The sequence below is a fragment of the Micropepsis pineolensis genome (assembly GCF_055392125.1).
Map to the genome: position 1 here is coordinate 2273538 of NZ_AP042408.1, position 17180 is coordinate 2290717.

The 17180-nt window shown below is 55.0% G+C and carries 15 protein-coding genes; 5 read left to right on the forward strand and 10 right to left on the reverse strand.

Annotation, left to right across the window (positions count from 1 at the left end):
* Positions 1–76 precede the first annotated feature (76 nt).
* The 6 genes from ACZ5RI_RS10140 to ACZ5RI_RS10165 all read right to left on the reverse strand — a co-directional run bounded on the left by ACZ5RI_RS10140 (position 77) and on the right by ACZ5RI_RS10165 (position 5924).
* The gene (locus tag ACZ5RI_RS10140) at positions 77–952 is read right to left on the reverse strand and encodes an efflux RND transporter periplasmic adaptor subunit (protein ID WP_464512360.1); all 876 of its coding nucleotides are present in this window, start codon (positions 950–952) and stop codon (positions 77–79) included.
* Positions 953–970: 18 nt separating this feature from the next.
* Positions 971–1195 carry a DUF1656 domain-containing protein gene (locus tag ACZ5RI_RS10145; protein WP_464512365.1) on the reverse strand — a complete coding sequence of 75 codons (225 nt, stop codon included), beginning with the start codon at positions 1193–1195 and terminating at the stop codon, positions 971–973.
* Positions 1188–3221: an FUSC family protein gene (locus ACZ5RI_RS10150; RefSeq protein WP_464512370.1), complete on the reverse strand. Its 2034-nt coding sequence runs from the start codon at positions 3219–3221 to the stop codon at positions 1188–1190. Before ACZ5RI_RS10150 ends, ACZ5RI_RS10145 begins: the two co-directional genes overlap by 8 nt.
* Before the next feature lie 17 nt (positions 3222–3238).
* Positions 3239–3700 (reverse strand): MarR family winged helix-turn-helix transcriptional regulator, encoded by a 462-nt coding sequence (locus tag ACZ5RI_RS10155; protein ID WP_464512375.1) that lies wholly within the window; start codon positions 3698–3700, stop codon positions 3239–3241.
* A 209-nt stretch (positions 3701–3909) separates the two neighbouring features.
* The gene (locus tag ACZ5RI_RS10160; RefSeq protein WP_464512380.1) at positions 3910–4896 is read right to left on the reverse strand and encodes a bile acid:sodium symporter family protein; all 987 of its coding nucleotides are present in this window, start codon (positions 4894–4896) and stop codon (positions 3910–3912) included.
* Positions 4897–5015: 119 nt separating this feature from the next.
* Complete coding sequence (locus tag ACZ5RI_RS10165; protein ID WP_464512384.1) at positions 5016–5924, reverse strand: LysR family transcriptional regulator; 909 nt, start codon at positions 5922–5924, stop codon at positions 5016–5018.
* A gap of 95 nt (positions 5925–6019) precedes the next feature.
* On the opposite strand from ACZ5RI_RS10165, the gene ACZ5RI_RS10170 reads away from it, so the two are divergent.
* Together ACZ5RI_RS10170 and ACZ5RI_RS10175 are read left to right on the forward strand one after the other, a co-directional pair.
* Positions 6020–6454 carry a DoxX family protein gene (locus ACZ5RI_RS10170; RefSeq protein WP_464512388.1) on the forward strand — a complete coding sequence of 145 codons (435 nt, stop codon included), beginning with the start codon at positions 6020–6022 and terminating at the stop codon, positions 6452–6454.
* A 37-nt stretch (positions 6455–6491) separates the two neighbouring features.
* Positions 6492–7280 (forward strand): DODA-type extradiol aromatic ring-opening family dioxygenase, encoded by a 789-nt coding sequence (locus ACZ5RI_RS10175; protein ID WP_464512392.1) that lies wholly within the window; start codon positions 6492–6494, stop codon positions 7278–7280.
* Positions 7281–7341: 61 nt separating this feature from the next.
* Here the strand turns inward: ACZ5RI_RS10175 and ACZ5RI_RS10180 are convergent, their stop codons facing one another.
* Positions 7342–8739 carry a M20/M25/M40 family metallo-hydrolase gene (locus tag ACZ5RI_RS10180; RefSeq protein WP_464512397.1) on the reverse strand — a complete coding sequence of 466 codons (1398 nt, stop codon included), beginning with the start codon at positions 8737–8739 and terminating at the stop codon, positions 7342–7344.
* A gap of 543 nt (positions 8740–9282) precedes the next feature.
* Here ACZ5RI_RS10180 and ACZ5RI_RS10185 point away from each other — a divergent pair.
* On the forward strand, positions 9283–11295 hold the full coding sequence (locus ACZ5RI_RS10185) for a methyl-accepting chemotaxis protein (RefSeq protein WP_464512402.1): 2013 nt from the start codon (positions 9283–9285) through the stop codon (positions 11293–11295).
* A 52-nt stretch (positions 11296–11347) separates the two neighbouring features.
* Here the strand turns inward: ACZ5RI_RS10185 and ACZ5RI_RS10190 are convergent, their stop codons facing one another.
* Positions 11348–12478, reverse strand: coding sequence for a pyridoxal phosphate-dependent aminotransferase (locus ACZ5RI_RS10190; protein WP_464512407.1), 1131 nt, complete (start codon positions 12476–12478; stop codon positions 11348–11350).
* A gap of 422 nt (positions 12479–12900) precedes the next feature.
* Between ACZ5RI_RS10190 and ACZ5RI_RS10195 the strand changes: the two genes are divergently transcribed.
* Positions 12901–14370 carry a GH39 family glycosyl hydrolase gene (locus ACZ5RI_RS10195; RefSeq protein WP_464515585.1) on the forward strand — a complete coding sequence of 490 codons (1470 nt, stop codon included), beginning with the start codon at positions 12901–12903 and terminating at the stop codon, positions 14368–14370.
* A 93-nt stretch (positions 14371–14463) separates the two neighbouring features.
* A complete protein-coding gene (locus tag ACZ5RI_RS10200; RefSeq protein WP_464512411.1) occupies positions 14464–14778 on the forward strand; it encodes a rhodanese-like domain-containing protein in 315 nt (104 codons plus the stop codon).
* A gap of 7 nt (positions 14779–14785) precedes the next feature.
* On the opposite strand, the gene ACZ5RI_RS10205 is transcribed toward ACZ5RI_RS10200, so the two are convergent.
* Both ACZ5RI_RS10205 and ACZ5RI_RS10210 read right to left on the reverse strand, forming a co-directional pair.
* Positions 14786–15970 (reverse strand): trans-sulfuration enzyme family protein, encoded by a 1185-nt coding sequence (locus tag ACZ5RI_RS10205; protein ID WP_464512416.1) that lies wholly within the window; start codon positions 15968–15970, stop codon positions 14786–14788.
* Positions 15971–16135: 165 nt separating this feature from the next.
* Positions 16136–17146, reverse strand: a complete 1011-nt coding sequence (locus tag ACZ5RI_RS10210; protein WP_464512420.1) for an alpha/beta fold hydrolase — start codon at positions 17144–17146, stop codon at positions 16136–16138.
* Between the last annotated feature and the right edge of the window lie 34 nt (positions 17147–17180).

A 17180-nucleotide genomic window follows, 5' to 3' on the forward strand; every position in this document is an offset into this window, starting at 1 on the left:
CACGGCCAAGCGCATGAAACTTACCGTCTCGGATCAAATTTTTTATTGTTTTCGGCCAGACGGATACGATGCATTATCACCTCACCACCTGCTTCAACGGTAAAACTTCAACAGCCGCCGTGCGGCCCAGCACAAGGTCAATCCCCGCCGGACGCTCATCAATGGCAATGCGTACCGGAATACGTTGCGCCAGCCGGATCCAGCTAAACGTCGGATTGACATCTGCCAGCAGGTTTCCACCCGTCGCACGATCACGATCCTCGATACCACCAGCGATGCTGAGGACATGACCGCTTAAAATACGGCTTTCGCCCATCAGGTGAATGCGAACCGCATCACCCACGTGGATGCCATGCAGTTTTGTCTCTTCGAAATATCCGTCAATATGAATGGAGTGCAGATCAATCAGTGCAAACACCGGCTTTCCCGAAGTAGCATAACTACCGGGTCGCAAACTGAAGTTTGTAATTATGCCATCAACAGATGCCTTAACGGTCGAGCGCGCCAAATTAAGTTTTGCCGCAGCTACATCAGCTTCAGCCAGACGTACTTCAGCACTAAGCTCATCAACCTTTTCCTGCCCCTGCTCAACATCTTCTCTGGCAACAAGATCGTCAAGTTTCGCATTGCGGTGCGAGACGCGCATAGCTTGGGTTAAAGCAATCTGTTTGGCATGCAGCGCGGCTTCAGACCGTTCTGCTTCGATCTTAAAACGTTCGCGGTCGATTTCAAACAAAGTGTCACCCGCTTTGACATGCTGATTATCAATGACAAATACCTTTGTCACCAAACCAGTAACATCTGGCGATACCAAAACAATGTCTGCACGAATTTTACCATCTGGCGTACGGGGCGACACCTCGTAATAGCGCCAAAGTGCAACCGAGATGCCAATAGCGCAAACAGCCGTTATGATTGTCAGCGCCATTCTTCTGTATAGAGACCAGTTCATTGCAGCACCTTTGGCGTTTTAAGAAAACAGAGATACGATTAAATCCGGAATAAGCAAACAAACAATAATTCCATAAAGAATAAGAAAAATAGCCGTATCAAAAAGGCCCGCATGCCATATCCGGCGATATAGCCCCATCCTGTTTAGCAACATTCCAATTGGCTTAATCGCGGCAAAACTACAGATCAGTGCAAGCATATAGGGATGTATCAAAATACCGTAGAAATCATACTCTCTAATCATGCCAGTCTATCCCATACATATATGCCCAAGCGTGCGGAAACAAATTGCAGCGCAGTCCGGTTAGCGCATTAAAAATAGTCTCTTTAAGACGGTTTGAAGATAACGACGACAATGTTGCAATTTGTCCATCGATCTGCCGCAGCAAGCTTTCGGGTGGATCTACAAAATTTCCACCGGATGCCAGCGTATCGAAATACCGCCCTACTTCACGCAACAACGCTTCCGCGTCAGCGCTTAAGTCATCGGGTAACCGTCTGATAGCACGCGAAAACCTTATAATGTTCAGGCCTGTCCGCATCTCGCCCATCGCATTGACGGATTTCAATGCCTCGGATGACTTTATGACATCGACATACGGTGCCAGCAGCCCAATACGATCAACCATTAAACTGAGCCAAACCGCGCTGCTCATTTTTCGGTCACCGTGTGCAAGCGCTGCAATATCTGACCATGTCGCATGCAGAACTGAATAAATGCGTTTGCGTGCACTGAAACGATGGAGAATCCCAGTTGCAGCAACAACACCTGCAATACCGACAAATTGTGCCGCGTTGAAATTAAGAAAGTTTTCAAAATCCGGCGAGAAATGCCGGGTCAATGTAAGGCTTGCACAGAAAGGAATAACAAACGACATATAGCTTCCCCCAACCTTCGGCAGAGCAAGCAGTGCACCAGAAACCAATAAAACCGGGGCAAGTACGAGCGAAAGTGTTGGAAAACTATGCACGTGCGGTAAGATGAGAAACAAATAGATTCCCGCCGCCAGGCTTCCTAATGTTGTGAAATACAAACACTTTTTTTGTGCGGGCACAGGGTTTGCCATACTGGCAAACAAGCAATATGTCACCCCGGCCATCATCACAGCCGTACTTCCTTCCGGGCGCCCGGAATATATCCATAGCAACGATCCGATAAAAATGATCCCGAAGCACACCAGCGATGTGTAGACAGCAGAAGAAGAATCTGTGTGCAGCACACGCGGACCATGAACCGTGCCAACGGTTGGAGAAAATGACCGGATGGCATTCTGATCGGAAAACAAACGGACCAATTTCCGGCACGAAGCATAAGCATCGACAAGCTCGGATAGCCGCGATGCGATATTAAAAACCAGCATGTCGCGCCAGCTTGGGGGACCCTTAATCAATTTAAGCGCTATGCATTTCTTTTTTATATTGACTTTACCCGCATCAAGCTCAGCTGCCGGCATCTTAAGCCAGCCCGAAACCTCACTCAGCAACAGTGATAGCTTTTGTGGTAATGGCCCGTTTTCTTCCAGTCGTTTCAAGCGATCTGAAACGCCGGTGATTATCGGAAAAAGTAGAATTAATTTATTTTGAATGGCACGGGTAACGTCGCTTACTTCCTGTGGCTCATGTGTGTCGAAAGGAATATGGGTTGCTGCCAGATGCAGATCTGTAATATCAGCCGCAAGCCTTATACGCCCCCGCCGACGCACGGCATCTTTTTTTCGCGCGAGTGTATCAACGACCCACGCCTGCAAATCCGTAACCGTATCAGAAAACTGATGTGACAGACTCTGTCGCAGACTGCGTGGAAAAAACACTGTGTGGAACAGGGTAGAACACATCACGCCGATACAGATTTCTTCAACCCGCGCAACCGCAACATCAAATACAGATATCGGTGCACCGATAATCGGAAAACCGACGAATACCGTTGTGTATCCTGCCAGCAAAAAAATATAGGAGCGTGGCGTGCGATCCAACAACGAGAAAAACAGACAAATTCCAACCCACAATGCAATGACCATTGATAGCAAGGGCGGTGCGTTAGACAGCGGTGGGATAATAAACACCATCATCGCCGCCCCCAGCACAGTACCGATTATTCGGTATATGGCTTTCGAATATACGGCACCGGTAAAAGGTTGGCTGGCAATATACGCCGTCATCATCGCCCAATACGGACGGTCCAGATCACAGCATAAAGAGACATACAGTGCGAGCATAGCCGCACAGTAACTGTTTACTGAGAAAATAATTTCTCGCTGACCGATACGCATAAATTTTATCTGCAGCGCTATTTCTGATGCGTTTTGTGTGATGACAGCGCAGCTTGTAACGCTGTTGCCACACGGACCGCCGCATCGACATCAGATGGCGCAATTTTAGCAAACATGCGATTGCGTACGGTATCGAGAACGTGTTGGGCATCCTTGGCCAGCAGTTCGCCCTTTGCTGTCAGTTCAATATTATTGATCCGTTTATCGCTGGGATCGATCCGCCGTGTAATCAGACCTGATTTTTCAACCTGATTTAATAAGGGCACCAGCGAGGCTGCCGTCATATCAAGCTGATCGGCAAGATATTTTTGCGAGCAATTACCATTGGTATGGCTTAGCAATGTCACGACCAGCGCCGTTGAATGTGACAGTTGACTGTTTTCTAGTTCGGTGTTGGCAAAATGACGATAATTCTTTGCCAACGACATAATTCGCACAATGAATTCCCGTTGTGCCTTTTTATCACTTGTGCCCTGCATATGTTTTATACCAGACAAATACACGCTACGAATTCGTTAGTTAGCTAACTAACTTTAAAAAATCAATAGCTATACAGGCACTTTTATTCCGCTGACCTGGTCAGCGGCGCATATAAACAACTCAAGATTGCTTTCGTGTAAAAATTACCCTGATGCTGACCAGAGTATTGCCAAGCATTACCTTACAGCCGACAGCTCAAGCGCACGCGTTATGGTGATTTATCCTTCGCGGTTGCATAACGGCGGGCCAGCATGGCGCATACCATCAGCTGGATCTGATGAAACAGCATCAGCGGCAGCACAATCATGCCGACGGTGGAACGCGCGAACAGAATGTTGGCAATCGGCACGCCGCTGGCCAGACTTTTCTTTGAGCCGCAGAAAACAATGGCAATTTCGTCGGCACGATTAAAGCCGAGACGGCGTGCCCCAAAGGTCGTGATAACCAAAGCCACGGCCAGCAACGCCGCGTCAAGCACCAGTATCACGACCAGATCAGACAGCGCCAGCGTATGCCAAAGCCCATGGCTGACCGCTTCACTAAAGGCGCCATAAACCACCATCAGAATGGAACCGCGGTCGACGAAGCTGAGCATCTTTTTATGACGCAGCGCCCAACCGCCAATCAACGGATGCATAAGCTGACCAATAGCAAACGGCACCAGCAGCTGCATGATAATAGCCTGCAACGAGCTCAGCGAGAATCCGCCGGTACCATGCGCACTGAGCAGAAGCCCCGTTAGGATTGGCGTTAAAAACACCCCAAGCAGACTGGATGCCGACGCACTGCATATCGCTGCCGGTATATTGCCACCCGCAATCGAGGTGAACGCAATGGAAGACTGCACCGTCGATGGCAGACAGCATAAAAAGATGATGCCGGTAATCAGCAGTGGTGACAGAAAGCTTGCCCCGGCCATACCAATCACAAGCCCAAGCAAAGGAAATAACACGAAGGTTGAGACCAGAATTACGATATGCAAACGCCAGTGGGTGAACCCGGCCAGCACCGCCTCACGCGACAGCCGCGCGCCATGCAGGAAAAACAGCAAGGCAATGGCGCAGTCGGTGGCAACGTCAAAATTTGCGGCCGCTTTTCCGGTGACCGGCAAGAAGGTGGCGATAACCACCGAGGTTGCAATTGCGAGCGTGAAATTGTCAGGCCTGAAGCGCGACAGACGGGCGAGAAATGTCATACTAACTCCAACAGCCACAGCCATGTGCAGCTTTATCGTGCGATCTTTTCCGGCCGTCCTAGCATCTTTAAGCCGTCAAAAGAATTCACACGTCTGTAATGTGGACAGGCTCATTTTCCTCACCATTGAACAGCCATTTTCGTCAACATTTCGCCAAGGAATGTTATAAAAGCCCGTGTTTTGGCAGCAGGCCGGCGTGACGGATGCGTCACGGCATAAATCGCGCCCATATCGGGCAATTCCACATCAAGCGACACCTCAACCAATTCACCACGTGCCAACGCCGGCGCGGCCAGAAACCGTGGCCCCAACACCAGCCCCATTCCGGCGATCGCCGCCTGAACCAGCGCCGTACCATGATTGGCGATCAAAGCCCCATGAACCAGCACACGGATTTCGCCCGTTTTACCGAACCGCCACGTATCCGTGCTGACGCCGGGCGAGAGTGTGTAGCCCAAACAGGCGTGGTCTTTAAGGTCAGCAACCGTATGCGGCACGCCATGCAGCGCCAGATAATGCGGTGCCGCACAGATAACAAGGCGCACCGGGGCCAGCTTACGGGCGAGCAAACGGCTATCGGCCAGCTGGCCAATGCGGATGGCCAGATCCCAGCGTTCCTGCAACAGATCGACATAGCGATCATCAAGCCCAAGATCGACCGTCACGGCGGGATGGCGTTCGGTAAACTGCGCCAGTAACGGCACAACATGCATCAGACCAAAGGCCGATGGCGCGCTGAGCCGTAAGTTCCCCTCTACCATAAGGGTTCGGCTGGAAGCCTCTGCGTCGGCTTCCCCAAGATCGGCCAAAATACGCTCGGCCTTATCGAGATAGGATGCCCCCGCTTCTGTCAGCGATAACCGCCGCGTCGTCCGGTGCACCAAACTGACACCTAGCCGATCCTCCAATGCGCTCAGGTGGCGCGCAGCCATGGTTGGTGACAGCCGCATCTGGCGGGCAGCAGCCGAAAGCCCACCCAGCCGCACGGCCCGTACGAAAACCTCGATCCCGGTCAAACGATCCATCATGACTTTATACTACCAGTTCAAAGTGATTGTCATAAACAGCATATTATCACACGCAGTGTGATAAACTACATCTTCTGGCGAAAGGAGTTCCCACCATGACATCCATCGCCACACCAGCCCGCGTCCCCTTATCCGCCCAGTACGGCGCCACCCTGCTACGGGTAAGTCTGGGCGGGCTGTTTCTGGCCCATTTTGGCCTGAAGCTCTTCATCTTCACCCCGGCAGGAACGGCCAAATTCTTTGCCAGCCTCGGCCTGCCGCCGGAACTGGCCTATATCACCATGGTGGCCGAACTGGTCGGCGGCCTGATGCTGATCCTGGGAATTTATGCCCGTGTGGCGGCGCTGGCGCTGATCCCGCTCATTCTGGGCACCATCGTTACGGTGCATGGCGCCAACGGCTTCTTCTTCAACAACCCCAATGGCGGCTGGGAATATCCCGCTTTCTGGTCCATCGCGCTGCTTGTTCAGGTGCTGATCGGCGATGGGGCATGGGCCGTGTTGCCCACCCGCCTGCCCCGCAAGGCATAAACACCAGCGTAATTTTGTTCAACCAAGGTCTTAAACGATGCGCACTCAACCGGTTTTCTATCTGCCGCATGGCGGCGGCCCCTGCTTCTTCATGCCAGATCCCACCGGACAATGGACCGGTATGGCGAATTTTCTGAAGAGCCTGCCGGAGCAGTTGCCGCAAACGCCAAAAGCCATTCTGATTGTGTCCGGGCATTGGGAGGCTGATGGCTTTGCCTTCAGCGGAATCGATCGCCCCGGCCTGATCTATGACTATTATGGCTTTCCGCAGCACACCTATTCTCTCCCCTATCCGGTGCCGGGGGCCCCGTGGCTGGCCCAGCAAGCCGCGACCGCGCTCAACGCGGCTGGCATCAAGGCCAGCATTGATCCGGTGCGCGGTCTCGATCATGGCGTATTCATCCCCATAAAGGTCGCCTTTCCGGATGCTACGGTGCCCGTGGTAGAGATGTCGCTCGATCATGGATTGGACCCGGCCCTGCATATCAAAGCCGGTGCGGCCTTAAAGGCCTTACGCGATGACAATGTGCTGATCCTGGCCACCGGCATGAGTTTTCACAACATGCGCGGCTTTGGCAATCCGAATGCTACCGCCCCCTCGCAAGCCTTCGATCAATGGCTGACCGATACGCTGGCCTTGCCATCGCCGGAACGTAACGCAGCCCTGACGGACTGGGAACAGGCCCCGGCGGCGCGAGTATCGCATCCGCGCGAGGAGCATCTGATCCCCGCCATGGTGGCCGCCGGTGCCGCCGAAGGCCCCGGCACACGCATTTATAACGAACTGGTGCTGCGCACCGCGTTGTCAGCCTTCCGCTTCGATTAGTCTGCGAAAAAGGGGCGGACGCGAAAGCGCCCGCCCCTGTACGGCATCTTGGCATAAAACCTTATTGCTCGGCGAAGCGCTTGACCAGACGGTACTGGAACTCGCGTCCATCCATCAGGGCCTTAACCCCGACCCGCTCGTTCAGACCGTGGATGTTGCCCTGATCGGGATCGACGAAAATTCCTTCAATGCCATAGGTCGGGATCCCCGCCGCCGAGGTATAAATACCATCCGTCGCCCCCGCCATCAGCACCGGCAGCACCGGCGTGCCGGGATACAATTCGGCCGAGACCGCTTTCACCGGCCCGATAATGTCCGCGCCCAGCTTCGGCGCCGGCGTTGCCGGACTGAGCGGCCCGAAGAAGGCGATGCTAACCTTCGGATTACCAATTACCTTGGCAAGGGTTTCACGCACGGCCTGCGGGCTGGTACCGGGGAAAATCCGGCAGTTGATATTGGCGCTCACCTTCTGCGGCAATGCATTGGTGGCATGACCGCCTTCGATCATCGTCGCCACACAGGTGGTACGCAGCAAAGTGTGATAGGTCGGATTCTGTGACAGCAATGCGTCGGCGGCCTTGTCGTTAGGGTTGGCGACAATGGCGGCCATGGCTTTGCCTTCTGGCCCCTTGGTGATCTTAGCCATCTCGGTAAAATAGCCGCGATTGGCATCATTCACCGTCACCGGGAATTCATAGGCCGCAATTTTCCGAAGCGCCGCCGCCATATCATAGATGGCGTTATCGGGCCGCGGACGCGAGGAATGGCCACCCGGATTGACCGCAGTGATGGTGTAATCCTGATAGACCTTTTCGGCAGCTTCAACATCAAGGGTGACGCGCTTGCCCTTGTCGTCGAGTTCACCCGAGCCGCCTTCGTTGATGGCAAAAGCCGCATCGATCCAGTCGCGATGCTCCTTGGACAGATATTCAGCCCCGTTGAAGGCACTCGACGTTTCTTCGCCACAGGTCAGCGCCATTTTAATGGTGTGTTTGGGGGCATAGCCTTCGCGCTTATAGCGGATGAGCAGATCGGTGAAGATGGCGGCCATTGCCTTATCGTCCGACGTGCCACGACCATAGAAATACCCGCCCTCTTCGATCAGGGTAAAGGGGTCACGCGTCCAGTCGCTACGCTTGGCCTCAACCACATCAAGGTGGGCAAGCAGCAAAATGGCCTTTGCCGACGGGTCACTGCCCTTCAGCGCCGCCACCAGCCCGCCATCCTTGGGATGCTCAGGGGTGGCAAACAGATGAATATCGGCATCGCTGTAGCCCGCCGCTTTCAGGCGTGCCGCCATTCGTTCGGCCGCCAGGGTGCAACTGCCCGCAGACAGGGTCGTGTTGGTCTCGACCAGTTCTTTATACAGGGAACGAAAATCCGCTTCACCCGTATCCGCCGCCCAGCAGAGCTGCGTGGCAATTGCGGCGACCGCCGCCAGGCACCAAGAAAAACGCATGATAAAAACCCACTTTCAGTAGCGTTAAGCATAGTATCGCCGTGGCAAGCCCCCGCAATGCCCCATACATCCCAAACCGACATTTTCCAGCCACGCACACCAAAGGCCGCACCTTGCGGTCCAAAGGGCAGACAAACCTGCATAAAGAATAAGCAGTCTGCGCCCAGCCATGGCGCACGTGACCAGAATACGGCCCGGTTTGGCTTAAGCGCAGGACGCCACCAAAGCGCCGTGCCAAAACAAGACAAGCCACAGTAAATAATCTACCCAAGATAGCATTTGACGCACTTATCGAAAAAACAACTCCCGCACCTCAACCTTTGCGTTGTTAAAACGTTACCTCAACCGTTCGGTTTTTATATGAAGCGTAATAAATTCTGCAAACAGTAACCCAACTAAATTTTCTATATTTGAATTTTCAACCCATGAATATTTTTAAATACCGATTTTTGACCATTCTATTTACTATTTATGTACCCATCGTGCGGCAAGGTCGGCCAGCAAGTTTTTACACGTATGAATATGCACAGGAGGGATATACCGATGCGTTTCTCGTTCGGCCTGCATACCGTTTCGGCCAAAGCGATCAGTCTGATCGTCGTCATGATCATCATCAGTATCGCCGCCTGCGCCGCGTTCATTCTGAACCATTTCAACAAATTGCTCGGCACCGACAGGCTTGAGGAAAATCTCGCCGCCGCGGAACAGATGATTAATCCCGACCAGCAACCCTACTCTCTTGAGAATGGCGTTCTGAAGGTCGGTGATCATGTGCTGAACAACGACAATGCCACGACAGACAACATCGCCCGGGTTTTCCACGGTTCGATGTCGATTGTCGTCGGGCGGGTCCGTGTGGCGACATCGAACAAAAAGGCCGATGGCACCCGCGCGGTCGGCACCAAGATCAGCGCAGAAGTCGCAGAAAAGGTCTACAGCTCCGGCAAGGTCTATAGTGGCGCCACCGTTGTGGCTGGCGAGCCGCATCTGTCAGCCTATATGCCGCTCAAAGATAGCAGTGGCAAAATCGTCGGCATTCTGGCGGTCGGTTATATCACAACCGAATTCATGAAGACCTTTTACGACGCCGTCACGCTGACCTGCATTGCCGGTCTCGGCCTGATCATCCTGTGCGGCGGTCTGGGCTATGTCGTTTTCCGCTATCTGTTTGCGCCCTTCAAACCGCTGAGCGAGCTGATGAGCGATGCGCAAAAGGGCCGTTACACAACGGATGTTCCCTATACCGAGCGCAAGGACGAGTTTGGCACCCTGGCTGAAGTAATTTTGCAGTTCAACCAGTCGATGAAGGCGCAGGAAGCCCAGCGCATCAAAGCCGAAGAAGAAAAAAAGCGCGCCACCGAGGAACAAAAGCTGGCCGAAATCGAAGCCCAGCGCCGCAGCGAAGCCCTTGTCGTCGAGACCTTTGGCGAAGGGCTGAAGGCGATGGCCGAAGAACGGCTGGATTACCGCCTGAATGCGACCCTGCCCCCCGCCTATCAGGCGCTCAAAGACAATTTCAACCAGGCGATGGAGACGTCAGAACGGAACCGCCGCGAACGCGAACAAGCCGCCAAGCAGCGCGAGATCGACCGCGCCAAAGCCGAGGAAGCGCAGAAACAGGCCGAAGAAACCGCCCGGCTGGCGGGTATTGAACTGGTGGTGTCCTCGTTCGGCGAGGGACTGGATGCGATGGCGCAGCGCAATCTGACCTATCGGCTGACCAAGGCGCTGCCGGAAGAATATCGTGTGCTGCAACAGAACTTCAACGATGCCATCGGCCAGCTGGAAGGGGCCATGCGTGACATCAATAAAAGCGCCAACGACATTGCCACCAACTGTCACGATATCAGCGAAGGTGCCCATGGCATGGCCAGCCGCACCGAGCGCCAGGCGGCATCGCTGGAAGAAACCGCTGCCGCCGTCAATGAAATTACCGCGACGGTGGGGAAATCCGCTGACAGCGCCGCGCAAGCCAGCCAACGCGCCATCGACGCCAAGAAAGGTGCCGAGCACGGCAACAGCATTGCCAGTCTGGCGGTCGATGCCATGCGCGAGATTGCCAAATCGTCCGGTGAAATCTCCAATATCATCGGCGTCATCGACGAGATTGCGTTCCAGACCAACCTTCTGGCGCTTAATGCCGGTGTCGAGGCAGCGCGGGCTGGCGAAGCAGGTCGCGGCTTTGCCGTGGTGGCATCCGAAGTGCGGGCCTTGGCCCAGCGTTCCGCCGAAGCCGCCAGAGAGATCAAGAAATTGATTAAAGCCAGCGAAACACAGGTCGAAACCGGTGTGAAGCTGGTCGAAGAAAGCGGCGGCGCACTGCAGAAGATCGTCGAGGATGTTGCGTCGATCTCAACACTGGTCGGGGAAATCGCCCATTCGCAACGCGAACAGGCCAACGCACTGGGCGAGATCGATTCCGCAGTTTCCGATATGGATAAATCGACCCAGCAAAATGCCGCCATGGCCGAAGAAAGCAACGCCGCCAGCGAGGCCCTGGCCGGTTACGCCAAGGAAATGGAAAGCATGGTCGGCCGCTTTACCATCACGCACTGACACCCGCCTAACAAAAAAGCCCCTGGATGTATCCCTGGGGCTTTTTTTATTGTTATTGGCGCGCCGCGAACCATGTTTCCAGCCGCCGGATGGCATCTTCGGTTTCCTCGGTCGTGACCGCGAAACTGAGGCGAATATAGTGATGGCCATCGACCGGATCGAAATCGATACCCGGTGCCGTCGCCACCCCGGTATCGAGCAGCAATTGCTTGCAAAATCCTAAGCTGTCATCGGTGAGATGGCCGATATGGGCATAGATGTAAAACGCCCCGTCCGGCGGGGCAATTTTATCAAGGCCCAGCCGCGGCAGGGCCTGTAGCAACAAATCGCGATTACGCTTGTAGACCAGAACCCGCTCTTCCAGCTCGTCATGGCAATCAAGCGCCGCCAGCGCGGCATGCTGGCTGAGCGATGGCGCAGTCAGAAACAGATTGCCGACAAAAGCGCGGGCACGGCTGACATAGGCCTCTGGGGCGAGCAGCCAGCCCAGCCGCCACGCCGGCATGCCGAAATATTTCGAGAAACTGCCGACCACAAACGCATCCGGATCATAACGCAGGATCGTCTGCGCCGGTTCGACATAGCTGAGCCCATGATAGATTTCGTCGGAAATCACCCCAATGGCGCGCGCACGGCAAACGCCGGCAATCTTCTCCAGTTCATCCGCCGGGATAATGGTGCCGGTCGGATTGGCCGGGCTGGCGACAATCACACCGGCCGGGGCCGGTGTCAGCGCTTTAAGATGGCCGGACGCCAGCTGATAGCGCGTGCTGGCATCACAGGCGATTTCATGCGGCTGCAGATGCAGCGCCTTGACCGTATTGCGATAGGCGACATAGCCCGGGCGCGCCATCGCCACCGTTTCGCCAGCGTCAAAGCGCACCGTCAGCGCCAGCACCAGCGCCGCCGAGGCCCCGCAGGTCAGCACAAAGCGGTTGGGATCGAGATCCAGACCATAGGCCTGCCGGTAGTGCCGCGCCATGGCATGCTGTAAATCCGTGCTTTCCCAATAGCCCATGCTATCGCTGTCGAGCACGCGATGGGCCACCTCGATGGCCTTGCGTGGCGCACCGGCGGAAGGCTGACCATACTCCATATGTATGACCGAGCGGCCCTCAGCTTTCAGTTCATGGGCCAGAAGATTGATCTGAATGGCGTAAAACGGATCGATGGTAACCGGCACGGGGAAAATCCATTCGTAAAAACAGGTAACCGGATTTCCTTACGCCTAACCGGCTACGGACTTAAAGGGGTATGTGCCTGTTCAAAACGCCCACATACAGGCAGAACGCGAATACCGGTAACACAAAGTTTACAGCAACACATTGGAAATTCATAACAAATCCGCATTATCACCATTTCATATGTCGCACATGGCACTTGCTATCGCAGCAAAATGTGAGCGATAACATTCCTCACCGCAGGATTGTCCGGCTTACAGGCCGACACGCGCCAAGAACACTCTGGGAGGGAATATTGAACAGACCGCAACTTCATATAGCCAGTGCTTTGCTCTGTGCTGCCGTTTATAGCGCGACGCCGGGCCTTGCCGCCACGGCAGCCGCCCCCGCCAGCCCCAATGATGGCCGCAGCATCAGCGCCGATATGAACGCGGTCAAAGGTGCGCGTGATATGAGCTGGCAGGACTGCGTTGGCGCCGACCATCCCGGCATTTTGCTGCGCACCGACAACCTTGCCCAACTGCATTTGGCCCATGACGAAACCGGGTTCAAATATATCCGCTTTCACGGCATTTTTTCCGACGATATGGAGGCCTATCGCGAGGTTGACGGCAAACCGGTCTATAATTTCGACAAGATCGATGCCGTCTATGATGCCATCCTCAAAACGGGGATGAAGCCCTTTGTTGAATTAAGCTTCATGCCGCACGATCTGGCCACCAGCGATAAAACCATTTTTTACTGGAAGGCCAACGGCTCGCACCCCAAGGATTATGGCAAGTGGGCCGACTTCATCACCGCCTTTACCCGCCACCTGCAGCAGCGCTTTGGCGTCAACGAAGTACGGCTGTGGCGCTTTGAGGTGTGGAACGAGCCTAATCTGGACGGCTTCTGGGCAGGTGGCGATCAGGCTGCCTATTTCAAGCTCTATGACGTGACCGCCAATGCGATCAAATCGGTCGACAGCCTGCTAGTTGTTGGTGGCCCGTCGACCGCAGGGGCGGCCTGGGTGCCGGAATTTCTGGCCCACGCCAAAGCCGCTGGCACACCCGTTGATTTCATCACCACCCATGCCTATGGCGTGGATGGCGGTTTCCTTGACGAAAAAGGCGAAGGCGATAACAAGCTGTCTCCGAACCTGAATTCCATCGTCAATGATGTGGTCAAGGTTCGCGGGGAAATTCAGACGTCGGCGCAGCCCGGCTTACCGCTCTATTTCACCGAGTGGAGCACCAGCTATAACCCGCGCGATCCGGTGCATGATGCCTATCTCAGCGCGCCCTTCATCCTCGACAAGCTCAAGCGCACCGAAGGCGTGGCCCAATCGATGAGCTATTGGACCTATACCGATCTGTTCGAAGAAGCCGGCCCGCCGCCGACATCCTTCCATGGTGGCTTTGGTCTGATCAATCGCGAAGGGATCCGCAAGGCAGCCTATTTCGCCTATAAATATCTCAACGAACTGGGCCCGCAGGAGCTCAAAAACAGCGATAGCCGCTCGTGGCTCACCCGTACCGATAACAGCTTTTCGGGCCTGATCTGGGATTACACCACACCCGACCAGAACGAAAGCAACCGGCCCTATTTCCGCAAATTGCATCCGGCTACCGCCAAAGCCCCCATTGCGCTGAAGGTTGCGGGCCTGAAACCCGGCAAATATACGCTGAGCCTGCACCGCACCGGTTACATGGCCAACGATGCCTATTCTCAGTATATCGAATGGGGTCGTCCGGATAATCTGACCGCGGATCAAATCGCCACCTTGCAGCGGTTGACCGACGATAAAGCGGAAAGCCAGACCACGGTTACGGTCAGCAAGAATGGTGTTTTCAATAAGCGGATCGCAATCCGGACCAATGACGTGGTCCTGATTTCGCTTCAGCCGCAGCCGTAAGCAATAATCCGGCTCTTTACTTGCAATGCCCTGTCAGCGCACCATGCGTTGGCAGGGCATTTTCAATTCCATGACAGGAATATGGTGAAAGACATGACAATCGAAAACATTGCGGCCACCGAGCTGGCACACATGATCGACCGTAATGACGTTTTGCTGATTGATGTACGTGAAGAACACGAATTCGCGGCTGGCCATATCGCCGGTGCCGAACTTTTTCCGTTGTCGCGTTTCAATCCCTTTGCCCTGCCCGATCCGCACGGCAAAAAGGCCGTTCTGTATTGTGCGGCGGGGGTACGCTCGGCCAATGCGGTGGCCGCCTGCGAGGCCGCCGGAATTGCCATCAGCGCCCATTTAAGCGGTGGCATCCACGCCTGGGTGGCGGCGGGCCTTCCCATCGAAGACTGATTTGCCGTTACGACAGGGCCTGATCCAGATCGGCAATCAGTTCATCGGCATCTTCCAGCCCGACCGAGAGGCGGAACGTCCCCTCGCCAGTCCAGGCGCGATAGGCTTCAGCCTCGTCCCCCTCAAGATGAAACGACGTGCGCAGCAAATCGTCTGTCGGAATATAGAAGATCAGGCTGCGCGTTTTACCCAGTGACACGGCATAGGAAAACAGCGTGATCCGTTCGGCGATGCGCCCGGCCAGGGCTTCGCCATCGTCGGCGCTGAACGAAACCATACCGGAAAAATTCCGCATCTGTTTCTGCGCCAGCGCATATTGCGGATGGCTTTCCGATCCGGGCCACCAGGCTTTTTTCACCCGCGGATGATTTTGCAGGAATGCCGTCACCTTGGCAGCATTGGCTTCATGCAAAGCCATACGGGCCGGTAAAGTCTCCAGCCCACGCAGGATCAGCCAGGCGGAAAACGGGCTGATGACCCCGCCGAAATGAATCGCAGCCATCTTATGCAGATCCGCAATTTCCTGCTGACGACCAATCACCACACCACCCAGTGCATCCCCATGACCGCAGGCATATTTGGTCAGCGAATGCACAACATAATCCGCCCCCAGCGCAATCGGTTTGGTCGCCACCGGGGTCGCCATAGTCGAATCCACCGACAGCGCCGCACCATGGTTGTGCGCAAGGGTGGCCACGGCTTCAATATCGGTCAGGCGTAAAATCGGATTGGCGGGCGTTTCAACATGGATGAGTTTGGTTTCAGGCCGTAACGCCGCCGCCACCCTGGCCGGGTCAGAGGTATCGACCGGGGTCACCGCAATGCCGTAGCGCGGCAGGATTTCCTGCGCCAGCTCGGCCACCCCGGCATAGCAGACATTGGACAGCACCAGATGGTCACCGGCCTTAAGCTTGTAAAAGAACAGACCAGACACCGCCGCCATGCCGCTGGCCAGCGCCAGCGCCGCCTCGCCGCCCTCAAGCGCCGCCATGCGCTGTTCGAGTAGATCGACCGTAGGATTCCGCCAGCGCGAATAGACCAGCGGCACCGTGCCGTTTAGACTGTTGGCGGAAAAACCAACCTCGTCCGGGCGGACGTAGAAACTGGTGGCCAGCTCCAGCGGGTTCATCACCGGCGCGCCGGAAGCCTTATCTTCAAAACCGGCATGCAGAACAAGGGAAGACTGTTTCATCGCGACCAACCTGACCAGTGCCACCGGGACACATATTACAAATTTAAATCGTTATTATTTCCATCACCCAGCGTAAACCCGTTGTACGACCAAACGCAAACCGTTTGGGCATAAAAAGACCGGCCCACATTTGAAGCGGACCGGCCAGAAGCCCTTTCAAACAGTTTACTGGCTGATTTCCGCCAGCAGCGCCTTGTGGAACATGTCGGGGGCCTCGATCTGCGGGGCATGACCATAGCCATGGAAAACAATCAGATGGCCATTGGGAATTGACCGGATCACTTCCGGGCCCAGTTTGTCATAATGGCCTAAATTCTTACGCACTTCGGGCGAAGCGATGTCGCTGCCGATGGCGGTGGTATCGGCATCCCCGATCATCAGGGTGGTGGGAACCTTCAGCTGGGGAAATTCATAGATCACCGGCTGGGTAAAAATCATGTCGTAAATCAGTGCAGAATTCCACGCCACGCGGGCGTGTCCCGGCCCCTGGTTAAGCCCGGCCAGCATATCGACCCATTTGTCGAATTCCGGTTTCCATCGTCCGACATAATACACGCTCTGCTCATATTGATGCACCGATGCGGCCGACAGCTTCAGCTCGCGCGCATACCACTGATCCACTGTACGATAGGGCACCCCCTTGGCTTTCCAGTCTTCCAGACCAATCGGATTGACCATTACCAGACGCTCCACCATATCCGGATACATCAGGGCAAAACGCGCCCCCAGCATACCGCCGGTCGAATGGGCCACCACCACGACACGGGCAATCTTCAAGGATTGCAGCAGCGCCCGTGTATTCTCGGCCAGCTGTTGGAACGTATACTGATAATATCCGGGTTTTGATGAACTGCAGAAACCGATCTGATCCGGGGCGACAACACGATAGCCTGCCTCAGTCAGCGCCTTGATGGTGGTTTCCCAGGTGGCACCGCAGAAATTCTTACCATGGAGCAGGACTGCCGTGCGCCCGTTACCATGGCCATCCGCAGGCTGCACGTCCATATAGCCCATCTGCAGCTGCAGCCCCTGCGAGGTAAAGGCAAAATGCTGTTGTGGATAGGGATAGCGAAACCCTTCCAGCTCGGGCCCATAGCTTGCCTCGGCAGCGCAGGCCGGGCCACCGATACACAGTGCGAGTGCAAGCATAAAGCCAAGATGCGTTTTCTGTGCCATTGCAGATCCTTGATTTCGAATAGGTGGAAAACGT